Here is a 12595-nt window from a genome sequence, read left to right on the forward strand (position 1 = left end):
GTCTTTCGAGGAATGCCGTCATGCCCATCTATGAATACGACTGCCCGCACTGCGGCGACTTTACCGTGCTGCGGCCAATGGCCGAGCGCGACCAGGCCTGCGCCTGCCCGTACTGCGACACCGCCAGCGAGCGGGTGATCCTCAGCGCGCCGGGCCTGGCGACCCTGCCGGGCAGCCAGCGCCGCGCCCATGAAAGCAACGAGCGCAGCGCCAACGCGCCGATGAATCTCGACGAGTACAAGGCCAGCCGCAAGCATCCGGCCGGCTGCAGCTGCTGCGGCCCGAGCAAGCCGGCGCAGCGCACCAAGGCCAACCCGCACGGCCTCAAGGCCAGCCCATCGGCACGGCCGTGGATGATCAGTCACTGACGGCCGGACGTTCCCGTAGGAGCGGCTTCAGCCGCGAAGAACGACCACTCGAAGAAAATTCGCGGCTGAAGCCGCTCCTGCGAAGTACATCGCAAACGGAGGTTCTCCATGCGCCACGGCGACATTTCCAGCAGCCCCGATACCGTCGGCGTTGCTGTCGTCAACTACAAGATGCCGCGTCTGCACAGCAAGGCCGGGGTGCTCGACAACGCGCGCAAGATCGCCGAGATGATCAAGGGCATGAAGCTCGGCCTGCCCGGCATGGACCTGGTGGTGTTCCCCGAGTACAGCACCATGGGCATCATGTACGACAGGGACGAGATGATGGCCACCGCCGCCGCCATCCCCGGCGAGGAGACCGCGATCTTCTCCGCCGCCTGCCGCGAGGCGAAAACCTGGGGCATCTTCTCGCTCACCGGCGAGCGCCACGAAGAGCATCCGCACAAGGCGCCCTACAACACCCTCGTCCTGATCGATGACCAGGGCGAGATCGTGCAGAAGTACCGCAAGTGCATTCCCTGGTGCCCCATCGAGGGCTGGTATCCGGGTGACCGCACCTATGTCTCCACTGGCCCCAAGGGCATGAAGATCAGCCTGATCATCTGCGATGACGGCAACTACCCGGAAATCTGGCGCGACTGCGCGATGAAGGGCGCCGAGCTGATCGTGCGCTGCCAGGGCTACATGTACCCGGCCAAGGAGCAGCAGGTGCTGATGGCCAAGACCATGGCCTGGGCCAACAACTGCTATGTGGCGGTGGCCAACGCCAGCGGCTTCGACGGTGTGTACAGCTACTTCGGCCACTCCGCGTTGATCGGTTTCGACGGGCGCACCCTGGGCGAGTGCGGCGAAGAGGAAATGGGCATCCAGTACGCCCAGCTGTCGGTGTCGCAGATCCGCGATGCACGGGCCAATGACCAGTCGCAGAACCACCTGTTCAAGCTGCTGCACCGTGGCTACACCGGCGTCTACAACTCCGGGGATGGCGACAAGGGCGTGGCCGACTGCCCGTTCGAGTTCTACCGCACCTGGGTGCTGGATGCGCAGAAGGCCCAGGAGGACGTGGAGAAGATGACCCGCTCGACCATCGGCGTGGCCGACTGCCCGGTGGCAGAGCTGCCGCATCCGGGCAAGGAACGCACTGCTGGCTGATCGTCCGCAGGAGCCGGCTTGCCGGCGATGCCTTTGTCTCTATGGAAAAAACGGGATGCCCTTCGCCAACGACCTGATCGACAGCAACCGCGAGCGTCTGGATGAACAGGGCGTTGCTCGCCTGCAGTCGCGTTTCCTCTTCGAGCCGGCAGCGGTCATGGCGTTGCTGCGCTCGCGCATCGTCGGCCAGGACGCCGTGCTGGCGCAGGTCGAGGCGATGCTCAAGGTGGTCAAGGTCGACATCGGTGAGCGCGAGCGGCCTTTGGCGGTCAACCTGTTCATGGGCCCGACCGGTGTCGGCAAGACCGAGATCGTGCGCCTGCTGGCCCAGGCCATTCACGGCCGCGCCGACGCGATGTGCCGCATCGACATGCACACCCTGGCCCAGGAGCATTACGCTGCGGCGCTGACCGGCGCGCCACCGGGATACGTCGGCAGCAAGGAGGGCACCACGCTGTTCGATGGCGAAGCCATCGCCGGCAGTTTCGGGCGACCCGGTATCGTGCTGTTCGACGAACTGGAGAAGGCCAGCCCGGAAGTGCTGCGCAGCCTGCTCGGCATTCTCGAACATGGCCGGCTGACCCTGACGGCCGGCAGCCGCACCCTGGATTTCCGCAACAGCCTGATCTTCATGACCAGCAATGTCGGGGCGCAGCAGGCGCAGCGCTACCGTGAGCGCTTCGGTCGTGGCTGGCGGCGCTGGCTGGGCCTGGCACCGAAGGGGGAGGCGGCGCTGCTGGAGCAGGTGCTGCACCAGCGTTTCGAGCCGGAATGGCTCAACCGTATCGACCGCATCCTGGTGTTCGAGCGGGTCGACGAGCGCTGGCTGGACGCCTTGCTGGAGATCGAACTGGACAAGCTGGGCCAGCGCCTCGCGCGCCAGGGACGTTCGCTGCATCTGGAACCGAGCGCTCGCGCCTGGTTGTGCCGTGAGCACGATATACGTTTCGGCGCCCGCGCCCTGGCGCGTCGAATACGTACCGAGCTGGAACCGGCGCTGGCCGAGTACCTGCTGGTTGCGCCTGGTAGCCGCCAGTTGTGGTGCCGGTACAGTCTGGCCGGGTTGCAGGTGAGTGAGCTGGAGCGCTAGCTGGTCCAAGCGTTCTCACTCTTTAGTAGTGGAGGCACGCGTTCGCTCTGCGCATGAGGGATACTGCGCGCGCAAGGCGCGGCGATCTCCAGTTTGGGTCGTAGCTGCCGATAGCATCCGCAGGTCCACTACCGGGAGAGAGCTGGTGAATATCACCATTACGCGTTTGATGTGGGGCAGTGCGCTGTTCATCCTGTTGACTGCACTGGGCCTGGCGGTCTGGATGAGCCGCGCCATCGATGCACTGGAAGTGGGCGAGGCGTATGCCGCGCAGCTGACCGAGGCGCGCGAGAGTACCCAGGAACTGCGTTACAACCTGGCCCAGGTGCAGCAGTTCTACACCGACGCCAGCCTGACCCAGGAAGACGAGCCGGCAGGCGAAGCCGCCGAGCATTACCGCAAGGCCAAGGCGCTGCTGGAAAAACTTCGCACTCTGCTGCCGGACTATGCCAGCCAGCTGAGCGCCCTGATCGAGCCGATCGATCAGCTCGATGACACCGGCAAACGTATGTACCAGGCTTACAGCAAGCAGGGCAAAGAGGCTGGCGATCAGGTAATGGAAGCCTTCGATGCGCAGTCGGCCACGGTCATCGCTCGTTTCAACGAATTACAACAGCCGCTGGGTGAGGAGTTCGACCGCGTTCATCAGAGCAACACCGATTACCTCGACGAAATGCACAGCGTCACCCTGGGTGCCCTGATGCTAATTGTGGCGGTGATCTTTGCAGCACTGATGCTGATCAATCGTCGCGTGCTACCGCCGATTCGCCGTCTCAGCCATACCCTGGAGGGGCTGGCTTCCGGCTCCGGCGATCTGACTCGGGTGATCCAGCGTGAGAATGATGATGAAATCGGCGCGGTGGTCGATGCCTTCAACCAGTTCAGCCGCAACCTGCGTGAGCAGATCGCCACTGTGGGCGAGGTGGCTGGCACCCTGGAACATTCTTCCGGGCAACTGATCAGTGATGCCCAAGCCTCCGAGCGCAGCGCCGAGGTGCTGCGCAGCGAGATCGATCAGGTAGTCACCGCTGTGCACCAGATGTCCGTTACCGTGCAGGGCGTGGCCGAGCATGCACGTGGCAGTTCCGAGCAGACCGCCGAGGCTGATCGCGAAGTGCGCGCCGCCCTCAAGGTGATCGACAGCACCATTAGCGATATACGCCAACTGGCGGGTGAGGTGGGCAGCGCAGCGCGGGTGATCGGTGAGCTGGAAACCCACGCTCAGGAAATCGGCGGCGTGCTGGAAGTTATCCGTACCATTGCCGAACAGACCAACCTGCTGGCACTCAATGCTGCCATCGAGGCAGCGCGGGCCGGCGAACAGGGGCGCGGATTTGCTGTGGTGGCCGACGAGGTGCGCACTTTGGCCAGTCGCACCCAGGCCTCCACCGAGGAAATCAACAGCATGATCCAGCGTTTGCAGACCGCCTCACGTGAAGCGGTTGAGGTCATGCATTCCAGCCAGAAACATGCCGAAAACGGCGTGACGCAGGCGGAAACCGCAGGCAAGGCGCTGGGCAGCATTGGCGGGCTGGTCGAGACGGTTTCGCGCAGCAGCCTGCAGATCGCCGAGGCGGCACGTGAGCAGTCGCAGGTCAGCGACGAGATCAACCAGCGTGTGGCCAATCTGGGCGAGGAGGCGGCGCGTAGCGTGGGGCTGGCGGAAAATACCTTGCAGCGCGGGCGCCATGCTGGGGAAAACTCACAGCGCTTGCACGGCATTGTTGGCCGTTTCCGCTACTAGGATATGGATGAAACGAGCCTGCGTGCGGCGAGGCTGCGTTGAAACGGGCTGGTACGCCAGCCCAGTTGCAGAGCCGAGCAGAACGTGTGCCCTGCAGCAGAAAGACGGCCCGCAAAGCGGGCCGTCTTTCTATCAGTGATGCTCGCGGGTGGCGCGGAATTTGACCTCCGGCCAGCGCTCTTCCATCAGGCTGAGGTTGACGCGGGTCGGGGCCAGGTAGGTGAGGTGGCCGCCGCCGTCGACGGCGAGGTTCTCGTAGGCCTTGTCCTTGAACTCCTTGAGCTTCTTCTCGTCGCTGCATTCGATCCAGCGGGCGGACCAGACGTTGATCGCCTCGTACGCGCATTCCACCTTGTATTCCTCTTTCAGGCGGCTGGCGACCACGTCGAACTGCAGCACACCGACCGCACCGAGGATGATGTCGTTGTTGCGCTCGGGGAAGAACACCTGGGTCGCGCCTTCCTCGGCCAGTTCCTGCAGGCCCTGACGCAGCTGCTTGGATTTCAGCGGGTCCTTCAGGCGTACGCGGCGGAACAGTTCCGGGGCGAAGTGCGGGATACCGGTGAAGCCGAGGTTCTCGCCTTCGGTGAAGGTGTCGCCGATCTGGATGGTGCCGTGGTTGTGCAGGCCGATGATGTCGCCGGCGTAGGCCTCTTCCAGGTGCTCACGCTCGCTGGAGAAGAAGGTCAGCGCGTCGCCGACGCGCACGTCCTTGCCCAGGCGGGCGTGGCGCATCTTCATGCCCTGGGTGTACTTGCCCGAGCAGATGCGCATGAAGGCGATGCGGTCGCGGTGTTTCGGGTCCATGTTCGCCTGGATCTTGAACACGAAGCCGGAGAACTTCTCCTCGGTCGGCTCCACGCTGCGCTCGTTGGCCACGCGTGCCAGCGGGCGCGGGGCCCAGTCGACCACGGCGTCGAGCACATGGTCGACACCGAAGTTGCCCAGTGCGGTGCCGAAGAATACCGGGGTCATCGCGCCCCTGAGGAAGGCCTCGGGGTCGAACTCGTGGCAGGCACCCTGGACCAGCTCCAGCTCTTCGACGAAGCGCTCGTACATGTCGCCGAGGTGCGCGCGCGCCTCGTCGGAGTCGAGGCTCTGGATGATCTTGGCTTCGGTGCGCTCGTGGCCGTGACCGGGGGTGTAGACGATGATGTAGTCGCCGGTCAGGTGGTAGACGCCCTTGAAGTCCTTGTAGCAGCCGATCGGCCAGGTGATCGGCGCGGCCTTGATGTTGAGGACTGCCTCGATCTCGTCGAGCAGCTCGATGGGGTCGCGGATGTCACGGTCGAGTTTGTTGATGAAGCTGACGATGGGGGTGTCGCGCAGGCGGCAGACATCCATCAGGGCGATGGTCCGCGGCTCGACGCCCTTGCCGCCGTCGAGCACCATCAGCGCCGAGTCCACCGCAGTCAGGGTGCGGTAGGTGTCTTCGGAGAAGTCTTCGTGGCCGGGGGTGTCGAGCAGGTTGATCATGTGCTCGCGGTAGGGGAACTGCATCACCGAGGTGGTGATGGAGATACCGCGCTGTTTCTCCATCTCCATCCAGTCGGACGTGGCATGGCGGTCGGACTTGCGCGACTTCACGGTCCCTGCGACTTCGATGGCCTTGCCCATCAGCAGCAGTTTCTCGGTGATGGTGGTCTTACCGGCGTCCGGGTGGGAAATGATGGCGAACGTACGGCGCTTGGCGACTTCGGCGGCCTGGGTGGTCATGAATGCGTGCCTGGATGGAATCGTTGAGGGCGCCTTGGCGCCCGGAAAACTGGCGATTATACCGATAACTGCAGGCTCTGGCCGAGGGGCGGCCATCGGGTTTCAGGTGCCCTGGCCGGACAGGAGAGTCGCGCAGGCTGCGAATGCGTAAAAATCGCGTAAATAAATGGTTATGAAAATTATTCCCATATAGAGTAGCCGCCCGTCGCAAAGGGTCAGGGTAGGGGTGGCGCCGTCGTGTTCAAGAAAATCATCTTCCAGTTGCATTGGTTTTTCGGCATCAGCGCCGGCCTGGTGCTGGCCGTCATGGGCATCACCGGCGCGCTCTACAGTTTCGAGGGCGAGATCACCCGGGCGCTCAATGCCGAGCGCTGGCAGATCGAACCGAGCGAGCAGGGCCACCTTGCGCCGCGCGAACTGGTGTCACGGATCGAGGCCGCGACCGCTGATCGCGTCACCGGCTTGTGGGTCGATACCCGGCATGACGGGCCGGGCATGGCCTTTCTCGCGCCGCCGCCAGGCGAGCGACGCGGGCCGCGCATCGCGTTCGACCCCTACACCGGCGAGGTGCTGGCCGAGCCGATCGGCCAGGACTTCTTCCACCTGATGCTGATGCTGCACCGCTTCCTGTCGATGGGGGAGGTGGGCAAGCAGATCACCGCCGCGAGCACCCTGGCGCTGATTTTCTTCTGCCTGTCCGGTCTCTACCTGCGCTGGCCGCGCAAGGCTCTGAACTGGCGCACCTGGCTGACCCTGGACTGGAAGAAGAAAGGCCGTGGCTTCAACTGGGACCTGCACGCGGTGGCCGGCACCTGGGTGCTGCTGTTCTACCTCTGCGCGGGGCTCACCGGCCTGTACTGGTCCTATGAGTGGTACCGCGAAGGGCTGACGCGCATGCTCTCCGACACGGCGCCGGAGAAGCGCGGGGAAGGCCGTGGCCGGGGTGGCCGTGACGCGGGCAATGGCCCGGCCCCCGAAGTCGACTACGACGCCGTCTGGCAGAGCATCCAACAGACCGCCGGCCCCGGCCTGGTCGCCTGGAACCTGCGCTTGCCAGCCGTGGCCGGGCAGCCGGGGACCGTCTTCTACATGCTCGACGGCGCCGACCATGTGCGCGCCTTCAACCAGTTCCAGATCGACCCGAAAAGCGGCGCGGTCAGCCGCCATGAGCGCTATGCCGACAAGAGTTTCAAGGCGCAGCTGCTGGCCAGCGTCTATGCGCTGCATGTCGGCGAGTACTTCGGTATGCCGGGGCGCATCCTGATGATGCTGGCCACGGCGGCCATGCCGCTGTTCTTCATCACCGGCTGGCTGCTGTACCTGGATCGCCGGCGCAAGAAGCGGGCTGCGCTGGCGGCGCGCAGCTCGCTCAAGGACGTGGATTCGGCGGCTGGCTGGCTGGTGGGGTTCGCCAGCCAGAGCGGCTTTGCCGAGCAGCTGGCCTGGCAGAGTGCCGGCCAGTTGCAGGCCGCCGGTATCCCGGTACGGGTCGAACCGCTGTCACGCCTGGATGCCGACAGCCTGCGCCAGACGCAGAAGGCGCTGTTCGTGGTCAGCACCTTCGGTGATGGCGAGGCGCCGGATGCCGCGCAGGGCTTCGAGCGCAAGGTGCTGGCGGGTTCGGTGCCTCTCGAGCAACTGAGCTATGCGGTGCTGGCGCTGGGTGACCGGCAGTATCAGCACTTCTGTGGCTTCGCCCGGCGCATCAACGCCTGGCTGGGGCTGCAGGGCGCTCGGCCGCTGTTCGACAGCATCGAAGTGGATGGCGCCGACCAGGCGGCACTGCAGCGCTGGCAGCAGCAGTTGAGCGACCTGACCGGTGCGGCGCCGATGCGCTTCGAAGAGACGCCCTGGCAGAACTGGACGCTCGCCGAGCGCCGCCTGCTCAACCACGGCAGTCAGGGCGCGCCGGTGTACTTCATCGGCCTGACACCGCCTGCGCAGAGCGACTGGCAGGCCGGCGACATCCTGGAAATCCGTCCGCGCCACGGGGCCGCCGCCGTGCAGGCCTGGCTGCAGCACTCCGGCTTCGACGGCAGCGAGCCGGTGACGCTGGATGGCCAGGCGACCAGCCTGCGTGAGGCCCTGGCCGAGCGCCAGTTGCCAGGCAGCTTCGCCCACCTGGTCGGGCTGCATGCCCAGGCGCTGGTCGATGCCCTGGTGCCGCTGGGGGCGCGCGACTACTCCATTGCCTCGGTGGCAGCCGACGCTGTGCTGCAACTGATCGTGCGTCAGGCCGTGCAGGCGGGTGGCCGCCTGGGCCTGGGGTCCGGCTGGCTGAGCGAATACCTGCCCGTGGGTGGGCAACTGCTGGCGCGGGTGCGGCGCAACACCGGATTCCATCTGCCGGAGGACGATCGTCCGCTGATCCTGATCGGCAATGGTACCGGCCTGGCCGGGCTGCGTTCGTTGCTGCGGGCGCGTGCACTGGCAGGCCAGGGGCGCAACTGGCTGCTGTTCGGCGAGCGCAGCCGCGCCTGCGACTTCTTCTGCGGCGACGAGCTGCAGGCGGCGCTGGAGGCCGGCGACCTGCAGCATCTGGACCTGGCCTTCTCCCGCGACCAGGCCTGCAAGCACTATGTGCAGGACCTGCTGCGCGAGCACAGCGCACGTCTGCATGCCTGGCTGGACGAGGGCGCGGCGATCTATGTGTGCGGCAGCCTCGACGGCATGGCCGGCGGTGTCGATGTGGCACTGCGTGAGGTGCTCGGCGACGAGTGCGTGCAGCAACTGGTCGAGGACGGACGTTACCGGCGCGACGTGTACTGAATCGAGGTCGTTCCGACGGGGCAATCGGGAGGTCGGCGTGCACCCGGTTGCCATGCCGCTGACATCTCTCTCGTCTAGACTTGGCAGAGGCTGGAAGCCGCGTCCGTTCAGCATTTCAGCCTGTTCTGTGTGATATCCGGAACGTTTGCCAGGACCGCTCCAGATAGGGGGAATTTCCGGTTGATCTGACGGGCGCATGGTCTTAAAGTCCGCGCCCGAACGTCCATGCTGGAAACGATCCATCCGGCTCAAGTACTGACGACGAGAGATCGCTGGTGGCCCACCGCGATCAGTGATGCTCGGCGACATGCCTTGGGAAGTAGGCGAACCAAAGTGGGGAAACTGTCAGACGTTCAGGCTCGCGCGTTGCGCGGCCAGCCCCGACACGTAGCGGAACCTGTCAGGCGTTTCGCTGCCCGAATTCATGTGTTCCTGGTTTTGCCATTGGAGTCCCCAGCATGTCGATCAAGGTCGAAGACTACTACGCACCCGCCACTTTCCAGCGCATGAAGGCATTCGCCGATCAGCACGAGACCCCCTTCGTGGTGATCGACCGGCAGATCATCGCCGATGCCTATGACCAGCTGGGCAACTGCTTCCCGTTCGCCAAGATCTATTACGCGGTCAAGGCCAACCCGGCCATCGAGATCATCGAGCTGCTGCGCGACAAGGGCTCGAGCTTCGACATCGCCTCGATCTACGAGCTGGACAAGGTCATGAGCGCAGGTGTCGGCCCGGAGCGCATCAGCTACGGCAACACCATCAAGAAGTCCCGCGACATTCGCTACTTCTACGACAAGGGCGTGCGCCTGTTCGCCACCGACTCCGAAGCCGACCTGCGCAACATCGCCAAGGCGGCGCCGGGTTCGAAGATCTACGTGCGCATCCTCACCGAAGGTTCGACCAGCGCCGACTGGCCGCTGAGCCGCAAGTTCGGCTGCCAGCCGGACATGGCGCTGGACCTGCTGATCCTGGCCAAGCAGCTGGGCCTGGTGCCGTACGGCATTTCCTTCCATGTCGGTTCGCAGCAGCGCGACATCGACGTGTGGGATGCCGCCATCGCCAAGGTCAAGGTGATCTTCGAGCGTCTCAAGGAAGAAGACGGCATCACCCTGCAGATGATCAACATGGGCGGCGGCTTCCCGGCCAACTACATCCAGCGCACCAACGACCTGGAAACCTACGCCGAGGAGATCACCCGCTTCCTCAAGGAAGACTTCGGTGACGAACTGCCGGAGATCATCCTCGAGCCGGGCCGTTCGCTGATCGCCAACGCCGGCGTGCTGGTCTCCGAAGTGGTGCTGGTGGCGCGCAAGTCGCGTACCGCCGTGGAGCGCTGGGTATACGCCGACGTCGGCAAGTTCAGCGGCCTGATCGAAACCATGGACGAGGCCATCAAGTTCCCCATCTGGACCGAGAAGAAGGGCGAGATGGAAGAAGTGGTGATCGCCGGCCCGACCTGCGACAGCGCCGACATCATGTACGAGAACTACAAGTACGGCCTGCCGCTGAACCTGGCCAGCGGTGATCGCCTGTACTGGCTCTCCACCGGTGCCTACACCACCAGCTACAGCGCCGTGGAGTTCAATGGCTTTCCGCCGCTGAAGTCTTACTACCTGTAAGGCCCGACGCTGTCTGCAAGCGCCCACCTCGTGTGGGCGTTTTCATTTCTGTCGCGCATGGCTGTTGTTTGGTGTGTCAGCTATTTAGAATCATTATCACTTTTGGCCTTTGCCCTGGAGCGGCACCATGATGCTGATCATCCCCGATGTGCTCGATGCCGAGCAGTTGCGCGATTGCCGTGCGGCGCTCGAGACGGCGAGCTGGCAGGACGGGCGCCTGAGCGCCGGGCACCAGGCGGTGCACGCCAAGACCAATCAGCAACTGGCGCAGAACGACCCGCTGACGCAGCAGCTCGGCGACTTCCTGCTCGAATGCCTGAGTCGCAACCCGCGCTTCATGGCTGCTGCCCTGCCGCTCAAGGTGGTGCCGCCGCGCTTCAACCGCTATGCCGGCGGAGGCCAGTACGGCGACCACATCGACAATGCGATCTTCAGCGTGCCGGGGACCTCGCAGCGTATCCGCGCCGACCTGTCGGCGACGCTGTTCTTCAACGAACCCGATGAGTACGACGGCGGCGAACTGGTGACGCGCGAGCGGCGGATCAAGCTGCCGGCCGGGCACCTGGTGCTCTATTCCAGTGGCAGCCTGCATCGCGTCGAGCCGGTGACTCGCGGTGCGCGTCTGGCCTCGTTCTTCTGGCTGCAGAGCCTGGTACGCCAGGATGACCAGCGCGAGCTGCTGCTGGAGCTCGACGACAGCATCCAGGCGCTGCGCCTGCAGGTGCCGGACAGCCCCGAGTTGCTGCGCCTGACCGGGCTGTATCACAACCTGCTGCGGCAGTGGTCGCAGACCTGAGTCGCCATCGAGAGTCGCCATGCCCCTTGCCCCGCTGCAACAGATTCCCGCTGACATCGCCGCCGTCGGCGACTACCAGGCCTATGCCCGCGAACGCATGAGCGAGCAGGCCTGGGCCTACCTGACCGGAGGGGCGGCGGATGAGCTGACCCTGCAGGACAATCGCCAGGCGTTCGATCGCCTGCGCCTGCGCAGTCGCGTGCTGCAGGACCTGCGCGGTGGCAACACGCGCCTGCGCCTGTTCGGTCAGGACTACGAGCATCCGATCTTCGTCGCGCCGGTGGCCTATCAGAAGCTGGCCCATGCCGACGGCGAACTGGCCTGCGTGTTGGGCGCCAGCGCGCTGCGTGCCGGCATGGTGGTCAGCACCCAGGCCAGCATCGAGCTGGAGACCATTGCGGCGCAGGCGCAGACACCGCTGTGGTTCCAGCTGTACATCCAGCCCGATCGTGATTTCACCGCCGCCCTGGTGCGGCGCGCCGAAGCAGCCGGTTATCGTGCCCTGGTGCTGACGGTGGACGCGCCGGTCAGCGGCATCCGCAACCGTGAGCAGCGCGCGGGCTTCGCCTTGCCCGCCGGTATCGAGGCGGTGAATCTGCGCGGCATGCGCCCGCTGGCGGTCAGCGCCGATCCGTCCGCCAGCAGCCTGTTGCTCGGCGGACCGCTGCTCAACGCCGCGCCGACCTGGGCCGACCTGGCCTGGCTGCGCGCGCAGACGCGCCTGCCGATCCTGCTCAAGGGCATCCTCAGCGCCGCCGATGCCGAGCAGGCGCTGGCGGCTGGGGTCGATGGGCTGATCGTGTCCAACCACGGCGGCCGCACGCTCGATGGCCTGCCGGCGACCATCGAGGCGCTGCCGGAGGTGGCGGCCGCGGTGCAGGGACGTGTGCCGGTGCTGCTCGATGGCGGGATCCGCCGTGGCACCGACATCCTCAAGGCGCTGGCCCTGGGCGCCGACGCGGTGCTGGTGGGCAGGCCGTGCATCTTCGCCCTGGCCGCAGCCGGTGCGGTGGGGGTGGCGCATGTGCTGCAGCTGTTGCGCGCCGAACTGGAGGTGGCGATGGCACTGACCGGCTGCGCCGATTTGGCCAGTATCGGCCCTCAGACGATCTGGACACCACACAGCTGCTGAGGTCTTCCACGCGCTGCGCAAAGGAACTGCTCCGCCCTGTTGAGCCGTCCGTGCGGCAGGTATCAAATAAGAATGTATTTAATAGTGTTTCTTATTTGACATAAATTTATTTACAAATAATATACGTTCTCTTTTAGAGGGCAGGGCCGTTTCAGGCCCTGCGCCAGGGCGTTGTGCGGGGGATTTCTGCGGATTCCTCTGTACAT

At 65.0% G+C, this 12595-nt stretch carries 9 protein-coding genes; 8 read left to right on the plus strand and 1 reads right to left on the minus strand.

The annotated features are described in order from the left end of the window. The first annotated feature begins 20 nt into the window (after nt 1–20). The 4 genes from FIV02_RS04190 to FIV02_RS25175 all read left to right on the plus strand — a co-directional run bounded on the left by FIV02_RS04190 (nt 21) and on the right by FIV02_RS25175 (nt 4354). A complete protein-coding gene (locus FIV02_RS04190; protein ID WP_152487892.1) occupies nt 21–368 on the plus strand; it encodes a zinc ribbon domain-containing protein in 348 nt (115 codons plus the stop codon). 108 nt (nt 369–476) lie between these two features. Continuing rightward, on the plus strand, nt 477–1520 hold the full coding sequence (locus FIV02_RS04195; protein ID WP_152487893.1) for an aliphatic amidase: 1044 nt from the start codon (nt 477–479) through the stop codon (nt 1518–1520). 55 nt (nt 1521–1575) lie between these two features. Then, nucleotides 1576–2610: an AAA family ATPase gene (locus tag FIV02_RS04200; RefSeq protein ID WP_152487894.1), complete on the plus strand. Its 1035-nt coding sequence runs from the start codon at nt 1576–1578 to the stop codon at nt 2608–2610. A gap of 733 nt (nt 2611–3343) precedes the next feature. Continuing rightward, nucleotides 3344–4354 carry a methyl-accepting chemotaxis protein gene (locus FIV02_RS25175; RefSeq protein WP_371923270.1) on the plus strand — a complete coding sequence of 337 codons (1011 nt, stop codon included), beginning with the start codon at nt 3344–3346 and terminating at the stop codon, nt 4352–4354. A 132-nt stretch (nt 4355–4486) separates the two neighbouring features. Here FIV02_RS25175 and FIV02_RS04210 read toward each other — a convergent pair whose 3' ends face one another. Further along, nucleotides 4487–6070 carry a peptide chain release factor 3 gene (locus FIV02_RS04210; protein ID WP_152487896.1) on the minus strand — a complete coding sequence of 528 codons (1584 nt, stop codon included), beginning with the start codon at nt 6068–6070 and terminating at the stop codon, nt 4487–4489. 237 nt (nt 6071–6307) lie between these two features. Here FIV02_RS04210 and FIV02_RS04215 point away from each other — a divergent pair, with 237 nt between their 5' ends. The 4 genes from FIV02_RS04215 (at nt 6308) to FIV02_RS04230 (ending at nt 12389) form a co-directional block, all read left to right on the plus strand. After that, nucleotides 6308–8839, plus strand: a complete 2532-nt coding sequence (locus FIV02_RS04215; RefSeq protein WP_152487897.1) for a sulfite reductase flavoprotein subunit alpha — start codon at nt 6308–6310, stop codon at nt 8837–8839. Nucleotides 8840–9297: 458 nt separating this feature from the next. Beyond that, on the plus strand, nt 9298–10461 hold the full coding sequence (locus FIV02_RS04220; RefSeq protein ID WP_037046306.1) for a type III PLP-dependent enzyme: 1164 nt from the start codon (nt 9298–9300) through the stop codon (nt 10459–10461). A gap of 127 nt (nt 10462–10588) precedes the next feature. Further along, complete coding sequence (locus FIV02_RS04225) at nt 10589–11257, plus strand: Fe2+-dependent dioxygenase (RefSeq protein ID WP_037046309.1); 669 nt, start codon at nt 10589–10591, stop codon at nt 11255–11257. 19 nt (nt 11258–11276) lie between these two features. Next, entirely contained in the window at nt 11277–12389 is a 1113-nt protein-coding gene (locus tag FIV02_RS04230) for an alpha-hydroxy acid oxidase (protein WP_152487898.1), read from the plus strand. Nucleotides 12390–12595: the final 206 nt, after the last annotated feature.

This window comes from Pseudomonas sp. THAF187a, from assembly GCF_009363395.1.
GTDB classification, from domain to species: domain Bacteria; phylum Pseudomonadota; class Gammaproteobacteria; order Pseudomonadales; family Pseudomonadaceae; genus Aquipseudomonas; species Aquipseudomonas khazarica.